This is a genomic window from Pseudomonas corrugata (assembly GCF_050920615.1).
Classification (GTDB): Bacteria; Pseudomonadota; Gammaproteobacteria; order Pseudomonadales; family Pseudomonadaceae; genus Aquipseudomonas; species Aquipseudomonas corrugata.
In genome coordinates, this window is the sequence record NZ_CP130434.1 from 2935969 (window position 1) to 2958995 (window position 23027).

At 58.5% G+C, this 23027-nt stretch carries 11 protein-coding genes and 1 pseudogene; 8 read left to right on the forward strand and 4 right to left on the reverse strand.

Translation table 11 applies throughout. The features are described 5' to 3' along the window. Positions 1 to 25: 25 nt before the first annotated feature. Complete coding sequence (locus tag QZH45_RS13325) at positions 26 to 949, forward strand: LysR family transcriptional regulator (protein WP_055135979.1); 924 nt, start codon at positions 26 to 28, stop codon at positions 947 to 949. 77 nt (positions 950 to 1026) lie between these two features. Here QZH45_RS13325 and QZH45_RS13330 read toward each other — a convergent pair whose 3' ends face one another. Continuing rightward, entirely contained in the window at positions 1027 to 2544 is a 1518-nt protein-coding gene (locus QZH45_RS13330; RefSeq protein ID WP_053193295.1) for a CoA-acylating methylmalonate-semialdehyde dehydrogenase, read from the reverse strand. Positions 2545 to 2656: 112 nt separating this feature from the next. Between QZH45_RS13330 and QZH45_RS13335 the strand changes: the two genes are divergently transcribed. Further along, a complete protein-coding gene (locus tag QZH45_RS13335; RefSeq protein WP_024781453.1) occupies positions 2657 to 3595 on the forward strand; it encodes a LysR family transcriptional regulator in 939 nt (312 codons plus the stop codon). Positions 3596 to 3723: 128 nt separating this feature from the next. Here QZH45_RS13335 and QZH45_RS13340 read toward each other — a convergent pair whose 3' ends face one another. After that, entirely contained in the window at positions 3724 to 5334 is a 1611-nt protein-coding gene (locus tag QZH45_RS13340) for an inorganic phosphate transporter (protein WP_055135980.1), read from the reverse strand. A 465-nt stretch (positions 5335 to 5799) separates the two neighbouring features. Between QZH45_RS13340 and QZH45_RS13345 the strand changes: the two genes are divergently transcribed. The 4 genes and pseudogenes from QZH45_RS13345 to QZH45_RS13360 all read left to right on the forward strand — a co-directional run bounded on the left by QZH45_RS13345 (position 5800) and on the right by QZH45_RS13360 (position 17932). Beyond that, positions 5800 to 15924, forward strand: a complete 10125-nt coding sequence (locus QZH45_RS13345) for a filamentous hemagglutinin N-terminal domain-containing protein (protein WP_432783780.1) — start codon at positions 5800 to 5802, stop codon at positions 15922 to 15924. Further along, entirely contained in the window at positions 15921 to 16274 is a 354-nt protein-coding gene (locus QZH45_RS13350; RefSeq protein WP_199275620.1) for a DUF596 domain-containing protein, read from the forward strand. Before QZH45_RS13345 ends, QZH45_RS13350 begins: the two co-directional genes overlap by 4 nt. 208 nt (positions 16275 to 16482) lie before the next feature. Continuing rightward, positions 16483 to 17183, forward strand: a pseudogene (locus QZH45_RS13355) (transposase). Positions 17184 to 17194: 11 nt separating this feature from the next. Beyond that, entirely contained in the window at positions 17195 to 17932 is a 738-nt protein-coding gene (locus QZH45_RS13360) for a cysteine peptidase family C39 domain-containing protein (protein ID WP_081325336.1), read from the forward strand. Positions 17933 to 18272: 340 nt separating this feature from the next. On the opposite strand, the gene QZH45_RS13365 is transcribed toward QZH45_RS13360, so the two are convergent. Beyond that, positions 18273 to 19523, reverse strand: coding sequence for an IS256 family transposase (locus QZH45_RS13365; protein WP_069018160.1), 1251 nt, complete (start codon positions 19521 to 19523; stop codon positions 18273 to 18275). A gap of 123 nt (positions 19524 to 19646) precedes the next feature. Between QZH45_RS13365 and QZH45_RS13370 the strand changes: the two genes are divergently transcribed. After that, complete coding sequence (locus QZH45_RS13370) at positions 19647 to 20201, forward strand: hypothetical protein (RefSeq protein ID WP_053192244.1); 555 nt, start codon at positions 19647 to 19649, stop codon at positions 20199 to 20201. Between the two features lie 147 nt (positions 20202 to 20348). On the opposite strand, the gene QZH45_RS13375 is transcribed toward QZH45_RS13370, so the two are convergent. After that, positions 20349 to 20621 (reverse strand): hypothetical protein, encoded by a 273-nt coding sequence (locus QZH45_RS13375; protein ID WP_024780354.1) that lies wholly within the window; start codon positions 20619 to 20621, stop codon positions 20349 to 20351. Positions 20622 to 21137: 516 nt separating this feature from the next. Here QZH45_RS13375 and QZH45_RS13380 point away from each other — a divergent pair. Further along, positions 21138 to 23027, forward strand: coding sequence for a sensor histidine kinase (locus QZH45_RS13380; protein WP_069018162.1), 1890 nt, complete (start codon positions 21138 to 21140; stop codon positions 23025 to 23027).

The window sequence follows — 23027 nt, forward strand, 5'->3', positions numbered from 1 at the left end:
GATTTCTGAATAATGAGGCGATCCAATGGACCGTTTACAGGCCATGCAGGTATTCAGGCGCATTGTCGAACTGGGCGGATTCGGCAAGGCCGCCGATGACCTTGAACTGCCCCGAGCCACCGTCAGCCTGCTGATTCAGCAGCTCGAAGCACACCTGGGCGTGCAACTGCTGCAGCGCACCACGCGACAGGTGCGCGCCACGCTCGATGGCGAAGCCTATTACCAGCGTTGCGGCCAACTGCTGGACGATCTCGATGACCTTGAGGGGTCACTGTCGGCCCAACGGAGCCAGCCGCGCGGCACCTTGCGGGTGGACATGCCCATCGCCTTCGGTTGCCACTGGATCCTGCCGCGTCTGGCGGATTTTTATCGGCGCTATCCGGCGCTGCAACTGGACATCGGCTTTCACGACCGGCAAGTGCATCTGCAGCGCGAAGGCGTGGATTGCGCAATCCGCGCCGGCAACATCACCGACCAAGCATTGGTGGCACGGCCCATCGTGCGGCTGCATCAGCTGACCTGCGCCAGCCCCGACTACCTGGCCCGCTGGGGCACGCCTCGACAATTGGAGGATCTGGCGACGCACCGCGCCATCAGCTTCGCGTCCGGCAATGGTCGATATTTCCCTTTCGAATTCGAGGTGGCAGGGCAGGTGCGCGAGTGGCAAATGCCGGGCGAGTTGACCGTCAACAATGCCGATGCCTACGTCAGCGCTTGCGAGGCGGGATTCGGCTTGATCCAGGTACCGCGTTACCACGTTCAGCGGCAGTTGGCCGAGGGACGCCTGGTTCAGGTCCTGAGCGAATACGTGGTGCCGCTTTGGCCGATTTCAGCGGTGTATCCACCCCATCGACAGCTGTCGCCACGGGTGCGGGTGTTCATCGACTGGGTAATTGAGGTGTTACACGGGGAGGCAGACAGGCGGGGAGAGTTGATGGTCAGAATCTAGTGCGGGCATGACGAGTCCGACGCTGACAGCTCCTGGCGCCACTACCGGAGTAGTTGCGCCAGGGCATGGCGGACTCGCTATTTCGCCGTCGGCATCACGAATTCGGCACCCTTGTCGATGCTTTCGGGCCAGCGCTGCATGATCGACTTCTGCTTGGTGTAGAAACGCACGCCTTCTTCGCCATACGCATGCATGTCGCCGAACAGGCTGCGCTTCCAGCCGCCGAAACCGTGCCACGCCATGGGCACCGGGATCGGGACGTTGATACCCACCATCCCGACCTGGATGCGCCGGCTGAACTCCCGTGCCACGTTGCCGTCGCGGGTGAAGCAGGCCACGCCGTTGCCGAATTCGTGGGCGTTGATCAGGTCGACGGCTTCCTTCAGATCGTTGACCCGCAGGCAACCCAATACGGGACCGAAGATTTCGTCCTTGTAGATACTCATGTGCGGCGTGACGTGGTCGAAGAGCGTGCCGCCCAGCCAGAAACCCTCCTCGCACCCTTCGCCGGCTTCGGCGCCGCGGAAATCGCGACCGTCGACCAACATCTCGGCGCCTTCGGCAATGCCCTGTTCGATGTAGCCGGTGATGCGTTGGTGCGCCGCTTTCGACACGATCGGGCCCAGTTCGGCCGTCAGGTCCATGCCGTTGAGGATTTTCAGCGCCCGGGTGCGCTCCACCAGTTTCGGCATGACTTTGTCGGCGACATCACCGACAAACACTGCCACCGAGATCGCCATGCAACGTTCGCCGGCAGAGCCGAAAGCCGCGCCGATCAGCGCGTCGACCACCTGGTCGATGTCGGCGTCTGGCATCACCACCATGTGGTTTTTCGCGCCGCCCAGGGCTTGCACGCGCTTGCCCTGGCGCGCGCCGGTTTCGTAGATGTAGTTGGCGATCGGTGTCGAGCCGACAAAGCTCACGGCCTTGACTTCAGGGTGATCGAGCAGTGCATCGACCGCTTCCTTGTCGCCTTGCACGACGTTGAACACGCCGTCCGGCAACCCGGCTTCCTTGAACAGATCGGCGATGAACAACGACGGTGACGGATCGGTCGGACTTGGCTTGAGCACGAAGGTATTGCCCGCCGCGATAGCCACCGGGAACATCCACATGGGCACCATCACCGGGAAGTTGAACGGCGTGATACCGGCCACGACGCCCAGCGGTTGGCGCAGGGTCCAGTTGTCCATTCCGGTGGACACTTGCTCGGTGAAATCGCCTTTCAACAGCTGCGGCATGCCACAGGCAAATTCGACGATATCGATACCCCGGGAGACTTCGCCCTGGGCATCGGTGAACACTTTGCCGTGCTCCGCCGTGATCAGCCGGGCGAGTTCGTCGCGGTGTTGGTTCAGCAGCTCGAGAAACTTGAACATGACGCGGGCCCGCCGTATTGGCGGCGTGTCGGCCCACTTGGGAAATGCCTCGGCGGCCGACTGCACGGCAGCATTGACCTGATCGACACCGGCCAGGCCCGCACGGCCGGTGACCCTGCCAGTGGCTGGGTTGAACACGTCCTGCGAACGCCCGGAGGTATTCGGGACGTGGCGACCATGGATGTAGTGATCGATTGGGGAAACAGGGCCAGTCATGCAATCTCTCCGATGAGGGGGTAGGGGACCGTCGAGAGTGTAGGAAGGGTGCGCTGGCGCGCCTAGCCGTCTAAGATTGAACTCATTGTTCACATTGGCAAACAATCACCTTATGAAAAAGTCACCTCTCGACATTCCCTGGAACCAACTCCATTGGCTCACCGTGTTGTCGGAGCAGGGGAGTTTTACCGCGGCGGCACGCCGTCTGGGGGTCAGCAAGGCAGCGATGAGTCAGCACATCGCCGAGCTGGAACGGCAAGCCGGGATTGCCCTGGTGCAGCGGACCACGCGCAGCGTGCGCCTCACCGATGCCGGCCGTGGCCTGGTAGAGGAAACCCGCACGGCCTTCGGTGCAATCGCCCATAGTTTTGCCAGTGTCCAGGACCTTGCACAAACGCCTCGGGGATTGCTTCGGATCACGGCCCCTGTCGCATTGGCCCGGCAGCAATTGATGCCGAGGCTGGCGACCTTCTTTCAGGCCTATCCGGAGGTTCGCGTCGAGCTGTCCATGTTGAACAACATCAGCGCTCTGGCCACGGAAGGATTCGACCTCGCCATCCGCCATACACAGACTCCACCTGATACCCATGTTGCCTTGCCGCTTTGCCGAACACGCACGCTGCTGGTTGCCAGTCGCGAGTATCTGGAGCGTCGAGGAACACCTACGGAGCCCCACATGCTGGTGGATCAGGATTGTCTTTACTATCTGCGCCAGGGTCAGCCGGTCTGGCATTTCGTGCCAAGGAACGCGGCGCCCGATCATCCTCGTACGACGGTGCCGGTCGTCGGCGTTTTTTCCGCCAACAACAGCGAAGCGTTGCGCGAGGCGGCACTCTGCGGATTAGGCATCACCTTGCTGCCGGACTTCAGCGCGCAAGCCGCTTTGCGTGACGGCACGCTCGTCGAGGTGATGCCCGACTGGGAGTCGACCGGGGCTTTTGCCTCCCACTTGTACGCTATTCGTCCTTACTCTGCCCATGTGCCACGGGCGGTGAGTGTGTTTACAGCCTGGCTGCGGGAGACGTTTGCAGAGGGTTTTGTGGCGGACTGATTATGTGTCGATGCAAAACACTTGTGGGAGCCGAGCTTGCTCGCGATAGCGGAGGATCAGTTGAAGGTTGTCAACTGACACACCGCTATCGCGAGCAAGCTCGGCTCCCACAGGTTGGGTCGGGTGCGTCAGAACAATTTGGTCAATAGCCAGTAGAGGCTACCCGACAGCAGAATCGCCGCCGGCAACGTCAATACCCAAGCCATCAGCAGGTTACGGATCGTGCGCATCTGCAATCCCGAACCATTGGCGACCATGGTCCCGGCCACCCCCGAAGACAACACATGGGTGGTGGACACCGGCAAGCCGAACATGTCGGCAGCGCCGATGGTCAGCATCGCGACGGTTTCCGCCGAGGCGCCCTGGGCGTAGGTCAGGTGGCTCTTGCCAATCTTTTCGCCCACCGTCACCACGATCCGTTTCCAGCCCACCATGGTGCCCAAGCCCAAGGCGATGGCCACGGCGATCTTCACCCACAGCGGAATGAACCGTGTGGAATTGTCGATCTGCTGCTTGAACAATTGCAGCTTGCCGCTGGTGTCCGCATCGAATTTGGTGACTTTGTTCTTGTCCATCAGGCGGATGGTTTCGCTGGTCAGGTACATGTCGTTACGCACGTTACCCACGGCTTCGGCGGGCACCCTGGCCAACGAGCCGTAACCCTTGACCTGCGCCCCGATGGCGCCGGTGAGGGCGGCGAGGGCCGGCACCAATTGCGGCGAGGCTTCCTTGCTGCGCACGAAATCGGAGAGGACCGCCCGGGGATCTGCCGGTGCCGGTTGCGGTGCGCTTTTTACCAGGGCCTGCTGGGTGACTTCGGCCACGGCAGCGAACTGCAAGGCTTGATCGGCTGGCATGGTGCGGTTCAACGCATACGCCATCGGCAGAGTGCCCACCAGAATCAACATGATCAGCCCCATGCCTTTCTGGCCGTCGTTGGAGCCATGGGCAAACGACACGCCGGTGCAGGTGGCGATCAGCATGCCGCGAATCCACCACGGTGGCGGCTCATGGCCTTGCGGTGCCTTGTACAGAGCGCGGTTCTTGACGAAAGCTCGCAACGCCAGCAACAGCAACGCGGCACAGCCGAAACCCACCAGGGGCGAGAGCAACAGGGCGTAACCGACCTTGGCCGCCTGGGTCCAGTCCACCCCGCTGGTGCCGTCACGGCCGTGCATCAGGGCATTGGCCACGCCGACGCCGATGATCGAGCCGATCAAGGTGTGCGAGGAGGACGCCGGCAGGCCCAGCCACCAGGTGCCGAGGTTCCACAGGATCGCGGCGATCAGCAGGGCGAAGATCATCGCGAAACCAGCCGATGAACCGACTTGCAGAATCAACTCTACCGGCAACAGGGCGATGATGCCGAAGGCCACCGCGCCGCTGGACAACAGCACTCCGAGAAAATTGAAGAACCCCGACCAGGCCACCGCGAAATTCGGCGCCATGGAGTTCGTGTAGATCACCGTCGCCACGGCGTTGGCGGTGTCGTGGAAACCGTTGACGAACTCGAAGCCCAGGGCAATCAGCAGCGCCACGCCCAGCAGCAGGAACGGCGTCCAGGTGGTCACCACGGTGCCGAATTCGCCCATGTCACGCACCAGGCTGTAGGTCGTGAACAGCAGCCCGCTGGCCAACACTGCGAAAAATACGATCAGGGTCAGCATGCTCGGCTTGCGGTTGAGCTGCGGTCTTGAGATGGGGCTTATGGAATCTGAGACGAAGGTCGGGGTGGTCATGATGACATCCGGTTCATGGAGGAAACGCCAGTTCCGGCGCTCTTTGCCGCTGCAACCAAGCGGCTTGTGGTGTGCGAGTACCAATGAAAATGCTATCCACAATTTGTTACGGGATAGAGACCAGCGTTAGCGAGTCGGCTGATTCAGGTATTCACAAAGCTCGCGTGCATCGCAACCTCCTGTGGGAGCGAGCCTGCTCGCGATAGCGGTGGGTCAGCTTGCATCGATGCTGGATGGACCTCCCTCATCGCGAGCAGGCTCGCTCCCACAGGTCTCGATGTGTTCGCCTGAGTTCCCCCGTGGGAGCGGGCTTGCTCGCGAAGGCGGTCTTCCTCTCAACCTTTGGTTTTCCGACGAAACCTCTCCCTTCTGGTAATTCAAAAGTTGACGTCAAAATGATGGCTCTTTACCATCGCGCCACTATTTTGATGGCACTTCTGCGCCCCCCCGCAACGAGACCTGATCATGGACGACCGCCAATACGCCCTGCTGGCCCGCCAACCTTCTGCTGTCCTGCAAAACCGCGAACGGTTCTGCGGCATGCCCAAGCGCGGCCTGGCATTCCTGCTGGCCAACGTCATGTTCTGGCAGCCGATGTGGGCCCAGGCGGGCGGCATTGTCGTCAGTGGGTCGGGCACCAGCCTCGGCCAGGCGGGCAACGGCGTGCCCATCGTCAACATCGCCAAGCCCAACGGCAGCGGCCTGTCCCATAACCAGTTCAAGGACTACAACGTCGGCAGCAACGGCGTGATCCTCAACAACGCCACGTCGCGGACCCAGTCCACTCAACTGGGCGGGATCGTCCTCGGCAACCCGAACCTCAACGGCGCGGCCGCCACCACCATCCTCAACGAAGTCAACGGCGGCAGCCCGAGCCAGTTGCGCGGCTACACCGAAGTGGCGGGGCAGTCGGCCCACGTCATCGTCGCCAACCCCTACGGGATTACCTGCAACGGCTGCGGTTTCATCAACACCCCCCAGGCAACTTTGACCACCGGCAAACCGGTGGTGGAAAACGGCCAGTTGACGCGCTACCAGGTCGACCAGGGCAGCATCACCGTCGAAGGCGCGGGCCTCAACGCGACCAACGTCGACCGCTTCGAAATCATCACTCGCAGCGCCAAGATCAACGCCGAGATCCAGGCCAGGAACCTGACCATCGTCACCGGCCGCAACGACGTCGACGCCACCAGCCTCGATGCCACCGCCCGCGCTGACGACGGCAGCACCAAACCGCAACTCGCCATCGACTCCTCGGCCCTGGGAGGCATGTATGCCGGGGCGATCAAGTTGGTGGGCACCGAGGCCGGTGTCGGCGTGAAGCTGGACGGCAAGATGATCGCCAGCGGTGGAGGCATCCAGCTCGACGCCAACGGTCATCTGAGCCTGGCCGACACCTCGGCCACCGGCGCGGTCAACGTCAAGGCCGCCAGCGCCGACGTGCAAGGCGCGGTCTACGCTGCCAGCGTCAACGTGCACACCAGCGGCGCGCTGGACGTGCAGCAGAGCATTGCCGCCCGCGACCAGATCAGCTTGAGCAGCGGCGGGCAGTTGACCAACAACGGCGTCATCGAAGCCGGGGTCAATGCCGACATCACCCGTAACGTCACAGGCGATGTCAGCCTCACCGCGCAGAATCTCAACAACAGCGGCAAGAGCGTGATCGCCAGCCGCAACCTGACGACCCACGTCACGCAGACCCTGAACAACCAGGGCGGGACCTTGAGCGCCGGACAGGCCTCGACTGTAGAAGCCGGAACCCTGGACAACCAGAACACGGGCCGGGTACTGAGCAGCAAAACGCTGACCGTCACCGCCGACACCCTGCTCAACACCCAGGGCGTCGTCAGCAGCGATGGTCACCTCACGGCCACTGTCGGGCAGTTGAACAACCACGCCGGCCAGATCCAGTCCGCCCAAGACATGCAACTGACTGTCGAGTCCCTGGACAACAGCCAGCAAGGCCTGCTGAGCAGTCAGGCCGGGCTGCGGGTGGATGGCGCGCAACTGAATAACGCGGCTGGCCTGCTCACTGCGGTGGGCCCGGTGCACCTGGAAACCAGCGAAGTCGATAACACTGGCGGGCGCATCTCCAGCAAGAGCGACCTCAGCGCAAACGTCGCCGAACTGACCAACCAGGGCGGCGAGCTGGTTGCCCAGGGCCCGTTGACCGTCAACGGCCAGGGCCTGGATAACCGCAACGGCGGCCTGGTCGGCGCGACAGGCGCGCTGACCCTCAACGTCGACGCCGTGGACAACCGTGGCGGGGAGATTTCCAGTTCGCTGGGGATCGACATCGACGGTCTGCGCCTGAACAACAGCGACAACGGCAAGGTCCTGGCCGGCACCGACCTGGGCCTGAAAGTCGCAGCAGTCATCAACCAGACCAAAGGCCTCTTGTTCAGCACCGGCACCAGCACCGTCACCGGACAAGGCCTGGACAACAGCGGCGGCAGCCTCGTCGCCCACCAAGGCCTGGACATTCACCTCGACAACGCCTTGAGCAACGTCGCCGGCCTGATCAGCAGCGAAGGCACCCTGACCGCGAAGGCCGGCAGCCTCGACAACACACAAGGCAGCTTCTCCAGTGTCGGCACCCTGGGGCTCCAGCTCGACAATGCCTTGCTCAACCAGGGCGGCGAGATCGTCACCGACGCCGGCCTCACCGTCAAAAGCGCCAGCCTCGACAACCGCAATAGTGGCACCATCAGCGGCAAGCAAGGCGTGCTGGTCGAGACCGGTGCATTCGACAACAGCCAGTCCGGCCGCCTGAGCAGCGCTGCCAGCCTCGACCTGACTACGCAAAAACTGACCAACCAGAACGGCGGCCGCATCGCCAGCAACGGCGCACTCACCGCCAGCGTCACCGGTCTTGACCAGCAGGGCGGCCAACTCTTCAGCAACACCGCCCTGACCCTGGACCTCAACCAGGGCCAGCTCAACAACCAGGGCGGCCTGATCAACGCACCGCTGCTGATGCTCAAGCACCTTGCGGGCGTCAACAACGACGGCGGCGAGATCTCCAGCGCCCAGGCATTCACCCTGGCCGCGCAAAGCCTGGACAACGACAACGGCAAACTGCTGAGCAACCAGGCCCTGACCCTGCGCATCGATAACGCCCTGACCAACCTCAAGGGCCTGATCGCCGCCGCGGCACTGGACGTCGAAGCCGCAAGCCTGAACAACAACGGCGGCACCCTGACCAGCCGCGCCAACCTCGACCTGACCCTCAGCGGCCAGCTGGACAACCAGAGCAACGGGCTGATCAACGCCACCGATGCCCTGACCATCCACACCAGCGGCCTGAACAACCAGCAAGGCTCGTTGCTCGGCAGTGCCATCGCCGTCGACTTCGGCGCCACCACCGGCGACCTCAACAACAGCGCCGGTCTGATCACCACCGCCGGCACCCTCAGCCTCAAGCACCTGCGGGACCTGAACAACCAGAACGGCGAAATCTCCACCAGCCAGAGCCTGGACCTGAGCGCCCGCGACCTGGACAACAGCGCCGGCCAACTGATCAGCAACGGCGTACTGACCCTGGGCGTCCGCGACGTCATCAACCAAGGTGGTCTGCTGTCCGGCTTCAAGGGCCTGGGCCTGACCGCCGCAAGTCTGGACAACCGCAACAGCGGCACCCTGTCGAGCCGCGACGAGGACGTCAGCGCCACCCTCAGCGGGGCGCTGCTCAACGGCAATGCCGGCGCACTGGTCGGCAAGAAACAACTGACCGTCAGCGCCGCCAGCCTGGACAACGGCGGTGGCATCCTCTCCAGCGGTGGCGACCAGACCCTGACCGTCACGGGCGGTGTGCTCAACAACGCCCAGGGCGGCCTGATCGACAGCGGTAACGCCCTGGTCATCAACGCCATGACCCTCGGCAACGCCGGCGGCACCGTCAACGCCCAGAATGCTCTGAGCGTCACCGGCACCACCCTGGACAACACCGGCGGCCAGCTGATCGGCAACGCCGCCGTGACCCTCGACCTGCTCGGCGCCCTGACCAACACCAACGGCAAACTCGCCAGCGTCGGCCCGCTGCGGGTCGACCGCGCCACGCAGATCACCAACCAGGGCGGCCAGATCGCCAGCCAGGGCCTGCTGACCCTGCTCACCGCCGGCCTGGACAACCGCAACCGCGGCACCGTCGCCGCCAATGACCAACTCATCCTGACCAGCACCGGCACCGTGCAGAACGACGCCGATGGCCTGATCTACAGCCAGAACGGCGGCGTGCAGATCGACGCCGCCAGCCTCACCAATGGCAAGGGCACCGTGCAGAGCCAGGGCGCCATGACCCTGACCGTCGCCAACGACCTCGACAACCAGAGCGGTCACCTCCAGGCCAAGACCGGCGACCTGATGGTCGTCGCCCGCAACCTGGACAACCGTGGCGGCGTGCTCGCCAGCCTGCAAGGGCTGCTCACCACCCAACTGAGCGGCGTGCTGAAGAACGGCTACGACCTGAACAATAACCGCCAGGGCGGCATCACCCAAGCCCAGCGCCTGAACCTGATCGCCCTGGGCGGCCTCGACAACTACGGCGGACGCCTCTCGGCGCAGACCGGCGACGTCAGCGTCACCACGCGCAACTTCGACAACCGCAATGGCGGCCTGTATGCCAAGGGCAAGGTCAGCGTTATCGCCAACGATTTCGACAACAGCGGCGACAACGACGGGCAGATTGCCGGTAGCCAGATCGATCTGGATTTGACCGGGGCATTGAACAACCGCCTGGGCATCATCGAGAGTGACAGCACCCTGGCGATCAAGGCGGCGAGCCTGGATAACCAGACGGGGCAGTTGCGGGCGTTGGGTGCCGGGGGCAAGACCGAGTTTCAGATTGGTGGGTTGTTTGATAACCGCAACGGTACGCTGGAAACCGCCAACGCTGATCTGAGCCTGGGTGTTGGCAGTCTGCTCAATACGGGCGGCAGCGTCCTGCATATCGGCAGCGGCAATTTCGGCATTGCTACCAACAACGTCATCAATGCGGGCGGCAGCTTTGTCACCCGTGGTGCGATGACGCTCAACGCAGACAGCTGGACCAACAGCAGCGTACTGCAAGCCGGTACGTTGAATATCAACGTCAATGACTTTACCCAGACCGCGAGTGGGCAATTGCTGGCTTCCAGCAGCCTGATCGGCACGGGCGGCAACTGGACCAATGACGGTGTGATCGCCAGCGATGGTGGCCTGGACTTGCAACTCACGGGTAGATACAGCGGCAATGGCCGGATCACCAGCCTGGGTGACATGACGGTGGATGCCGCTGCGATCGACTTGAGCAATGCGGCAAGTATTACCGGTGGTGGAGCCACGACGATTGGTGGGCGCGGTGGCCTGGGTAGCCTGAACAATAACGGGCGGCTTACATCGGCCGGCGCGTTGAACATCGATGCTGGCACCGTCAATAACTACGGAACCATCGCCGGCGCGGATGGATTGAAACTGACGGCTTCTACATTACTGAACGATCAAGGTGGTTTTTTGTTCAGCGGTGCGGATATGAAATTGCGGGTGGGAAGCTTGACCAACCGCAAGTCCGATGTTTATGCGCTGGGTGATATTGATATCGCGCTGAATGACCAAGGTGAGCGCTCGGCGTTGATGGAGAATGATTCGGGCACGATGGAGAGTGGTCGGGATTTTTCTATTAATGCGGATTCGATTATTAATAAGAGAGGGGATTTTAAAGCTGAGGTGGAGATCTCCTCGTCTGCCCTGGGAGTTCGTTGTTATAGCTGCGATTCCATTCCAAGTAGCTGGAGAGTACGGCAGCCATCTTTGTATTTGGTCTACCAACAGCAGTATCGGACATTCGTTTCTGGGGATGCTACAGCTAAAGCGGCCTCACTGAGTGCGGGAGAGAATCTAGCCATTAAAGGTAGTTTTTTCTTGAATTCGAATTCGTCTGTTACGGCCAGTGGTAACATCGCAGTGGTAGTGAGCGATTTTGAGAATTCAGGCGTCGCATTGGGAGATTATACTAGTTATCAATATTTTGCCGATAATAATATTGCTCTGAGCGAAATGAGAGAAATCGTAAGGTTTAATACTTACAATGACTCGGATTATGATAAAAACTTGCGCTTTTGGAATGGTGCGGGAGTTGAGTCTAAAGTATATTCTGATGTCCTGTTCGCTGGTTCGAAAAATCCAGACAAGGAAACTTATCAAGTTATAGGTCCGTTGGTATACTTGCTCGCATCAGCTTGGAATGCCTCCTCGGCAATTGTATTTGAATCATCAAAGTATTCGACAGGGGTTCGCGCTGAGCTGCCAGCCTTTATAAAAAACCTCAGCCCATTCAAACAGGACGTATTTTCTTCAACCTCATCAGACAATTTTGTTCCCGCCATCATCCAAGCCGGTGGCAACGTCTCCATCACCGCAACAAACAAAATCTCCAACGGTGTCGAGCGACCATTCTCTGCCGGCATCTCGGCTTCACCCCGTACCGCCACCACCACCGCGTCAGGATCAGGCAAAACCACCGTCATCACCCTCAACAGCCAACTCCCACCGGACCTGGCCCAGCAACAAATAAACCCCCTGACACTCCCGGGTTTCACTCTTCCGACCGGCCAAAATGGCCTGTTCCGGTTGAGCGAGCAGGGAGCTGGCGACACGTCATCCCAGGCTCCGAACGCGGCCCAGAACTGGACCATCGGCAGCGCCAGCATCACCCCGGTCCAGAGTCAGCATGCACTGCCCACCGGCCAGGCAAGCACCTTCGACACCAGTACTTCTGACGCCACAGGTGCGGGTACCTTGCCCGCCCGTACCACCGATTTCACGCTCAACCGCGTCCAAGGTCTGCCCACCCGCACCGTGGCGGCCAACCCACACAAATACCTCATCGAAACCAACCCGGCGCTCACCGAGCTCAAGTCATTCATGAGTTCGGATTACCTGCTGCAGAACCTCGGCTACGACCCGGACCAAAGCGCCAAGCGCCTGGGCGACGGCCTGTTCGAGCAGCGTTTGATCCAGCAAGCGGTCGCCACCCGTACCGGCCAGCGCTTCATCGACGGCCAGACCTCCGACGACGCGATGTTCAAGTACCTGATGAACAACGCGATCGCCAGCAAGGACGCCCTCAACCTGTCAATGGGCGTGACCCTCACCGCACAGCAAGTCGCTGCGCTGACCCATGACATCGTCTGGCTCGAAGAGCACGAAGTGAACGGGGAGAAAGTCCTGGTACCGGTGCTGTACCTCGCCCAGGCCAACAACCGCCTGGCACCTGATGGCGCGTTGATTGCCGGTCAGAACGTTACCTTGATTGCCGGCAAAGACCTGGAGAACGCCGGCACGCTACGGGCCACTCAAGACCTGTCCGCGACCGCTGGCCAGAACATCGCCAACCGCGGGCTGATCGAAGCAGGCAATCGTCTCGACATGCTGGCGGGCAATGACATCGTCAATAAATCCGGCGGGATCATCGCCGGCCGCGACATCAACATGAATGCGGTCACAGGGGATGTGACCAACGAGCGCACCATGACCACCGCAACGGTCAGCAACAGAGGTTACAACCAGCGACAGGACTACGCGGACAATGCCGCACGTATAGAGGCTGCCAACGACCTGACCATGGGGATCGGCCAGGACCTCAACAACATTGGCGGCGTCATGGTCAGCGGTCGTGACACCCGGATCGATGCTGGTCGGGACGCCAATATTGTCTCGGCGCAACAGCAGAGCTCCTATTCCGGTGGCAGGCGCAGAAGCTCCATCACCCAGCTTGGGTCTGATGTGGACGCCGGGCGCGATGTCATCGTGAACGCCGGGCAGGATTTCAACGCTGTCGCCAGCAAGATCAACGCTGATCGTAATGTTGCGCTGGATGCGGTGGGGAACATGACTGTCTCCTCCGGGGCCAACGAAAGCCACTCCTATTACAAGTCGAAGAAGGTTACGGCTCAGGAAGACCACGTCAAACAGGTCGGTAGCACGATCAGCGCCGGTGGTGATGTGGCGATGAGTGCTGGGAAGGACATGGCCCTTGTCTCGAGTCAGGTCAGTGCGGGTGATGAAGCTTATCTGGTGGCGGGTGAGCATCTTGGTGTGCTGGCTGCGCAGAACAGTGATTACTCGCTGTACGACAAAAAGAAGAAGGGCAGTTGGGGGAAAAAGCAGACCAAGCATGATGAGGTCACCAAGGTCACTAACGTGGGCAGTCAGATCACCACGGGTGGAGATCTGACGCTGGTGAGTGGAGATGACCAGCGTTACCAGGCCGCCAAGTTGGAGAGTGGTAATGACCTGATGTTGCAGAGCGGTGGGGCGATTGCTTTTGAGGGTGTGAAAGATCTGAGCCAGGAAAGTCACACGAAAAGCAACACCAGCCTCACCTGGAACTCGATGAAAGGTAAAGGCCACACTGACGAAACCTTGATCCAAAGCCAACTGGTGGCTCAAGGAAACTTAGTCATTAAAGCTGTCGATGGCTTGAACATCGACATCAAGAATATCAACCAGAAAACAGTTAGCCAGACCATTGATGCCATGGTCAAAGCGGATCCGAAGTTGGCTTGGCTCAAGGAAGCTGAGCAGCGTGGTGACGTGGATTGGAGGTTGGTGAAAGAAACTCATGAGTCCTTCAAGTACAGCAGTTCGAGCCTTGGGCAAGGCGCGATGCTGGCGATCATTATTATCGTTACCGTTCTGACGGCCGGTGCCGCGAGTGCGGCGGTGGGAAGCGCAGCCACAGCGACGGCCGGTTCAGGTACTGCCATGGCAGCGGCTGGTACTGCATCCGCCTCGGCGGTGGCCAGTGGAGCTGCAGTAGGTTCAACGGTAGCGGCAGGGTGGGGCAACATAGCCCTTACTTCCGTCATCACTTCGGCGGCTAGCGGTGCAGCAGTCAGCACGATCAACAACAAAGGTAATCTTGGAGCCGTTTTTAAAGACGTTACCTCTTCTGACTCGATGAAGGGATACCTGACATCAGCCGCCATGGCGGGGATGGCGACCGGATACAACCCAGCAACGCTTGGTTTTAACCTGCAAAGTCTTCAAGCCGTTCTGCTGAAATCAACCTCTGATGCGTTCGTAAACACAGCCATCAATGGAGGCAGCTTCAACGATAACCTGGGTAACTCCTTGGTGAATCAGGCCAGCAATGTCGGCATGGCCGTGGGCTTCAAGATGGTCGGCGATTATTCGCTAGGAAAATACCAAGAAGGGAGTATTCAAAAAGTCCTCGCCCACGCTCTTATGGGGGGGCTCTTGGCAGAGGCTACGGGAGGTGATTTCAAGACTGGCGCCGTCGCTGCGGGTGCGAACGAGGCCCTTATCAATGTGCTTAGCAACATGGTGGGAGGGAACAAGAACCTTGAGTCAATGGCGTCACAGCTAACTGGTCTTGTCGCTGCCGCGGCAGTAGGTGGCGATCCATCGAAGGGCGCTCAGATTGCCCAGTATGCGACGGCCTACAATCGCCAACTGCATTACGAAGAGCAGAAATGGCTTGATGAAAATGCCAAGGTTTTCGCTCAGAAGGAGGGAATAACCGAGCAGGTTGCAATGGAGCGCCTTAGTCAGCAGGCCTTGAAGAACACCGATTATCTTTGGCGTTCGGTCTTGAGCGATGGTGACGACGGCGCTGCGTTAAAGTTCCTATCCGGAGCGGGGAAGACCTTCGTAAATGATTTGGGGCAACCACAGGCCTTGTTCACCGCCACAGGGCAGCAGCTGTTCCGCCCGGAAATGTTTGCGGACACGGCCGATCCCACGTTCTACAAGCAATTCGTACAAAGTGGCATCAGCCGGGATCTGAGCTCAGGTCTTACCAAGGAGCTCAAAGACTCGGGCATCGCGGTCAAGGACGGAGCCATCAACCTCTACGATGCCGTTAGAGAAAATCCAAAGGCCGTCATGGGTGGTCTTTGGGAGGGAGTGAAAGGCTTGCCCCAAAGCGTGGTCGACAGCTTCCAAGAAGGCGGAAACGCTATCGCAGAAGGGGCTGCCGTTGCTCTGGATTCGGAATTGACTGCCAAGCTCAATGCCATTTACGGAGTGGACGTCTCCACTGCACAGCAGGCGCTGCTGTTCATCCGGACCGCCAGTGCAATTACGATGGCGGGTACGGGTGCTAAGGTTGGAGGGAAGCTGACTGGAGCTGCGGCTGAGGCGGTTGGGAAGAAGCTTGATGAGATTCTGATTGAAACGACTCGCAGACGTCTGCTGCAGCAATCGGATAACCGGATTAACGAGCTTGCAGCGCAGTACAACAGTTCAAGCCTTCAACCAAAGGATTTTAATCTGACTATAAGAGGTAAGACGTTTCAAGCTGATCCTCAACTTAGTATAGGTGCTCCTATTTACACTGGTACTACGGAATTAGATGTAATGAACTATTTTAAGCAGTTGGCGGGTGTTAAGGCTATGCCAGATGTAAAGTCAATTCCGGGGAAGGGTGATGTTTATGCGGTGACCATATCTTCTGGTGTTAACGTAGGTAGCAAGATTACCTTGAGGAACTTCTCTAGCTCGGCTCAGCAGTCAGGTGCAGCTTGGACTATAGATGTAATAAATCCATTGATTAACTCTGGTAAACGAGTCGAGATTAAATTCAAGTGAATATTGAATATTTGTGTTCTGTTGTTCTGCGTGATTCATTCGGTTTGTCAATGGGGGCAATTTGGCAGCATTTAACTGTAGAGCTTTCTAAGTTTGCTGTTGGCGATGAGGAAAGAGTAACAGTTTTTCTTGAGGTTCTGAGGCGCCTAATGTTAGGTGGGCATCTAAAATTGGCTTCGGGTGGGAGGTTTCTCTCTGGTGATGCTGAGGTGCAAATCGATGCTCTCAGACGCGCGTGGCCTATTTGCCCTGAAGAAGATGATCTTGATGGTTTCGGGTTTTGGTTTTTAACTACCGCTCCGGCAGGCGTAGTATGGCTTACCTCTGACGGTCAAGAGATATGGACATAAATAAACTAGTTTCCTAATCGCTTGATTCATTAGCTGGTGAAAAAGGGGACAGATTTGAATGGCGCTTACTTAACAGCTAACTAGCTGATACGACTGCGAAAAAATGAAAAAAGGCTGGCCTTGGTCTACGGTGATCAAAAAAAGGGGACAGATTTATTTTTTTAATCCTCTGCTACTCTGAGAGCTTCCACGGACGGAGGCTTCAGATATGCCCAGAATGGGACGTATTGTTTTACCGAATTACCCGCACCATGTCGTACAGCGCGGCCATAACCGTCAGGTGGTATTTGCGGTGGCTGAGGGTTATCAGCGCTATCTCGCGGATCTGCGGGAGCTGAAGGATGCACTCGGCGTGAAGGTCTACGCCTATTGCCTGATGACGAATCATGTCCATCTATTGCTAGCTCCGGGGAGTCGATCACTGGGCTAGGGCTGTTAATGAAAGCCCTAGCGGCGCGTGCGACACGCTATCGCAATCGATTGGAGGGGCGTTCAGGTACCCTATGGGAAAGCCGTTACAAGTCCAGTGTGGTGCAGTCGGATGCCTACTTGCTTGCCTGTTGTCGTTACATTGAATTGAATCCTGTACGTGCTCGTATGGTTGCTGATGTCGCAGACTATCCGTGGTCGAGCTATCGAAGCCGGACGGGTGATGAGCCTGATAGCTGCTGGTTGGATGCTGATCCATGCTTCGCTGCTTTGGGTAATACCGCGATGGAGCGGCGTCATCGGTACGAGGCGTTTGTACGGCAAGCGATTCCGGCTGATCAGATTCAATTGATCCGCGATGCTTTGCAGCGGGGTCAGCTGACGGGTACAAGTCGATTCGTCGATGAGGTAGAGCGGATCGTTGGAGTGCGGGTAGAACAGCGAGGGCAGGGCCGCCCAAGGACAGCGTCGGGAAAATAAATCTGTCCCGAATGGCACTTGTCGACAGCTTCCAAGAAGGCGGAAACGCTATCGCAGAAGGGGCTGCCGTTGCTCTGGATTCGGAATTGACTGCCAAGCTCAATGCCATTTACGGAGTGGACGTCTCCACTGCACAGCAGGCGCTGCTGTTCATCCGGACCGCCAGTGCAATTACGATGGCGGGTACGGGTGCTAAGGTTGGAGGGAAGCTGACTGGAGCTGCGGCTGAGGCGGTTGGGAAGAAACTTGATGAGATACTTAATGAGACCGCCGAAAAAGCGTTGTTAAAAAATGGTGGTTCGACAGACTTGCTTGCCGGGGCCGGCGGGAACTGGAATGTTTTGGATGAGTTTGCGAGCCCTAATGTTGTGACACAGTCGACCCCCACCGCTTGTGGTGCCGCTTGTGGAGAAATGCTACTTAAAGATCGTGGGGTTCTGGTCTCTCAAGTCGATTTGGGGACGGAACTAACCTCTATGAACTCATTAGCGAATAAGCTAAATAGTGTGGACTCTGGATGGGTTGGTAATGCTGTGGATTCGTCTAGTTGTAATGCTCTCAATAAAACAGGATCTTGGAGCACGATGATGTGGGACTCTGGTAATAGGGTGGGACATTGGGTTGTCGTTAATGGCGTAGATGATGCAGGGCGAGTGAATATTAAAGATCCATTTAACGGTACTCAATATAAGATGGAAGTTGAGCAGTTTAAGGAGGCTTGGAATGGCCACTCCGTTTATAAGCAGTAGCGTTCTCGTTTGGTCCATGGTTTACTCGGAAGTTACCTGTGAAATGACCTATGTTTTTCTAGTTGATGGTGTTGAGTTTAGTCTAGTAGGAAGGCTGCATGAGAGTGGAGGTATAAGGGGGATTGAATGTAGTGATGAGTTGGAGGGTTTTTTAATGTCGCTTATGCCGTTTGATCATGGAGTGTCTAAAAAGCTGTCTGCGATATCTTGGAACTACGTCGATGGTGGTAGTGTTGAGCTTCCCATTTCTCTAGTTGCCTTGTAGAACGGCGCACACACGGGACTGTCAGATTTTTTGTGTTCGGGCCGGTAGCGGCCTGCCGCCAGGCAGGCCTTGATTTCACCAGGTCGGCCTGATGAACCGATCTCCGTACAGAATCGCAAATTGATTCATCGCGCTTTTCCAATCATGCGCCGCCGAGCCCCAATTGGCTGTGATATTGCGCAGCCCCAGCCAGATCAGTTTGGTCGCGGCGTCGTCGCTCGGAAAGTGGCCACGGGTCTTGATGATCTTGCGTAACTGAGCGTTGATGCTCTCGATGGCATTGGTGGTGTAAATAACCTTGCGGATCGCGGGCGGGAAAACAAAAAATGGAATCACTCGATCCCACGACCGTCGCCAGGCCGCCACAACCGTTGGATATTGCTTGCCCCAGGGCCCGCGCTCAAATTCATCCAGAGCCTGTTCCGCCGCTTGTGCATTGATGGCCTGATAGATCGGTTTAAGGGCCTTGGCCAGTTCTCGACGCTTGTCCCAGGCCGCATAATCAAGGCTGTTGCGGATCAGATGCACGATGCAGGTCTGCAATGTTGTTTCCGGAAACACCGCACTGAGGGCCTCTGGCATGCCTTTTAGGCCATCGGTTACGGCAATCAGCACGTCCTCGACGCCGCGTGTCTTGAGGTCGTTGAATACCTTCATCCAGAACTTTGCCCCTTCGGTGTTCTCGATCCAGATACCCAGGATGTCGCGTGTCCCGTCGGGTAAAACGCCCAGCGCCAAGTAAATCGCCTTGTTGCGAACCAGACCTTCTTCGCGAATTTTGACCCGCAGAGCATCAAAGAAAATGACCGGATACATCGGCTCTAGGGGACGCTGTTGCCAAGCGCCAATCTCTTCCATCACCTCGTCGGTCACGGAGCTGATGAAGTCAGGCGAAACATCCGTCCCGTACTGCTCGGAAAGAAACGCCCGGATCTCTCTGACCGTCATCCCACGGGCATACATGGCGATGATCTTGTCGTCGAAACCGGTGTAACGGCGCTCATGCTTGGGAATAAGAATGGGCGAAAAACTGCCCTCTCGATCACGCGGGATATCCAGCCGGAGCGGGCCATCACCGGTCAGCACCGTCTTGCCGCTCTTGCCATTGCGCTGGTTGGTTTCATCCTCTGGACGCTGCGCGCCCGGAGGATAGCCCAGGTGATGGCCCAACTCAGCGCTCAGGGCACGCTCGATCAGCGCCTTCTTGAACGCCACAGAGGCCTCTTCGATGGCCTCCGCGGTCATCAGCGGGGCGGCGGAAAACTGCTCAAGAAGCTCTTTCGGGACTTTCGGTAATTCTCGAAGCGGTTTCTTTTTGGTTGGCATACATGCACCTCTTACTCATGTTATGCCCGAACACAAAATTTCTGACACCCTCCACACACACACACACAGGGCATCTTCGTCTTAGCCTCCACACGCTCTAAATTAATCACCTAAGGATAACCAATGCGTCATTTCTACTCGTCTCTCCTCCTGTCAACAACAATGCTCCTATCCGCTTGCAATACAACACCCTACGACAAAGCCACGATCTACTACGATCGCACTCAGTTCCCTTCGCAACTTGTCAAAGATTATCCAGAGCTGACCGACCCCATTCTCCAGCACGGTCGTTGTTCTCTAGTCGTTTCAACGCCGGGCTCGAATACGGGCACCTACTATTTCTGCACCTATGCGCTGACCTCCAAGGGGCTTTACATGCAGGGATGGGACCCCAAGGCGCTGAAATATGTCGAAATCGCCCATGTGGATCTAGCGGCGCTGAAGGACATTTCGTTGTATACCTTCCTGCGTACCAAGCAGCTCCAGCTGACCGAGGAGCGCCGTCAATTGGCACTCAGTGCATCCATTGACGAGGGGGGATATATCGATGGAGCGGCCACGGAAAATCTTTTCGAAAGCATCAAGCGCAAAGGCGTGCCGGTAGTGGAAAGCCAAGGCATGATCAGCCCACCCGCACCGCCTTCGCCGATGATTATTCCTGTCGTTGTTCCTAGGTAATCGAAACGGGAAAAACAGGGACAGGCAAACCTGTCCCTGAGGGCTGCCCGACTGTTCTTACGCAAAATCAAGAAGTTGGAATATTGACGAACCGCCATTACATACTGCCTGAGAGTGAAGCGGGCGACCTTCAGTCGCCCGCTTTGATTATTCGGCAGCCAGCTCCCGCAGCCGCCTCCCAATCACATCCATCACATCACACCCATCACGCAGCGCTATAGTCAGCATTTTACAAAAATCAGAAAGCACCACCGTATCCGAGCCGATCTCCGAACGAAACGCAATATTCTCCAACACCTGGGTCACGCTACGAATACGGTAGTCGGCAGTTTCGAAGAGGACATCGAGCGGTGCTTCGGTGTCGATGAGCAGGGTTGCGGGTGTGCAATCGATACCGGTGATGGGCATGTATCTAGTCATATAAGAGCCTCAGTGAATGGATGACTCTCTGTAATGCAGGTCGCCAAACCTGGCCGCCATTGGGGCGACGAGGAGAAATATAGGCCTCCCCGCCAAAGCAACACAAGCCACCACTTTCCCGCCTTCCTGTAGGAATTCGCCCCGATTGCGTTGATGTCGGTTGAGATTGCGTCGGACCCTGCAAAGCACACGACTGCTGTGCAGCCGAGGGGGAGCAGCCGTCTTGCATGGATGTTGAATGTGCTGCCGCCATCGCGAGCAGGCTCGCTCCCACAGGGATTGGCGTCGTAGCCGATGTTGTGATCAGTCCACGACCAGGGTGGGGGCGAGCCTGCTCGCGATAGCGGTATCCCAGCAGCTTCGGGCTCGCCCATCCGGTTTGTGATCTATAGTTTCCAGCGAACCCATCGGCAATCTGCCTCGCACGGAAGCCGCAAGCGACTCCTGGTATTTCTTTGAGTCCGAGCCCGGGTGCCCCGCTAACTTGAAGTGCTGATACAACGCAGGGAGCACAGCATGCAGTTTCAACGGCCCCATGGACTGAGGTTGGTCTCCGGCACCATTCCGTCGACAGACGCAGCCTCCGGGGGCGTGGGGTGGGGGCTTCGACGTGGGCTGGTTCATGTCAAGGAAGCCTATGTCCTGTTTCCGTTGCTCGCCGTTCTGCTATTGCTGGCGATCTGGATGACGACCTTCTACCTTATCAACAGCGAGCTGGCCCGTGCCCGGTACAACGCAACCATGGTCAGCCAGGAAATCAGCGCCACCTACGAAGCGCAGATGTTGCGTGCGGTTCACGAGATCGATCAAACCCTCAAGCTCGTCAAATACACCTATGAGGCCGAGGGTAAGCGTAATCCGCTGCCCCGGCTCAAGGAGCGGGCGTTGTTACCGCCGGCCCTGTTGTTTGATGTAAGTGTGGTCAATGCCGACGCAAAGCTTGTAGCCAGCACCCGGGCCAACGAAACGGTAGCGGTCAGCGACCCGGATGAGCTGCGGACCCTGCGCAGCAATGACACGCTGCTGATCAGCCGCCCCTGGAAAGACCCTTCGACGGATGAGTGGCGTCTGCGCTTCAGTCGCCGCCTCGACGCGCCGGATGGCTCGTTCTCGGGTGTTGCCAGGGTCGAGGTCGACGCGGCCTATTTCGCCAGCAGCTATGACACCTCGAAACTCGGTGAGCGGGGTGTGCTCGGGCTGCTGGGGACCGATGGGGTCTTCCGGGTGCGGCGCACCGGGGAGTCGATCCAGGCCGGCGATGCGGTGGATTATGCGGAACTGGTCCCGGACAGCGAAGACACTCAGGCGCAGCTGTTGACCAACAGTTGGGACGGGGTGCTGCGCTACACCAGTGCCCGTCAACTCTATGACCTTCCCCTGGCGGTGATTGTCGGATTATCCGAAGAGGAACAACTGGCCGCCGTAACCGAGCAAGCCCACACCTATCTGTGGCGGGCCGCGGGAGGCAGTCTGTTGCTGGTGTTGCTGGTCGTCTTGCTCAGCCGGACGAGCTGGCAGCTTGCACAAAGCCGTTTGCGCACTGCGGAAGCCCAGACCCAACTGGTCGCAGTCGCCCGTCAGGCCGGCATGGCCGAGATCGCCACCAACGTCCTGCACAACGTGGGGAACGTGCTCAACAGCGTGAATGTTTCCGCCGAGGTCCTGGCGCAAAAGCTGCGCACCAGCAAAGCCTTGGGGCTCAGCAAAGCGATGCAGTTGATGAACCAGCATGCCGCGGACCTGGGACACTTCCTGGTTGAAGACGAGAAGGGCAAGCTGCTTCCGGGGTATCTGAATCAGGTGACGGAAGCGTTGGCGGCCGAACAAAAAAGCATGTTCGATGAGCTTGAGCAACTGGCCAAGAGCATCGATCACATCAAGGAAGTCGTCGCGGCCCAGCAGTCCTACTCGGGCGCATCCAGTCTCTGTGAGAGCGTCGAGGTCGAGCACTTGCTGGAGGACGCGCTGCGCATGAACGCTGGCATTATCAAGGCCCGTCAGGTCACAGTGCTGAAAGATTTTTCGGCAATGCCAGCTGTGCAACTGGACAAGCATCGGGTGCTGATGATTCTCGTCAACCTGATCAAGAATGCCGGCGGTGCGATGGTCAATATGTCGGACCGACCGCCGCTGGTCACGCTTCATACCGAGCTAACGCCGGAACAGAAGTTGATCATCCAGGTGATCGACAATGGCGAAGGGATCGCCGAGGAGAACCTGACGCGAATTTTTGCCCATGGCTTTACCACTCGCAAAGAGGGCCATGGTTTCGGTTTGCACAGTTGCGTCCTGGCCGCGATGGAAATGGGCGGTGTGCTGAGGGCTCAAAGCGACGGGCCGGGGCAGGGCGCCACGTTCACTCTGGAACTGCCCATCAAGGCCCTGAACCAGGCAACGCTTGCATGA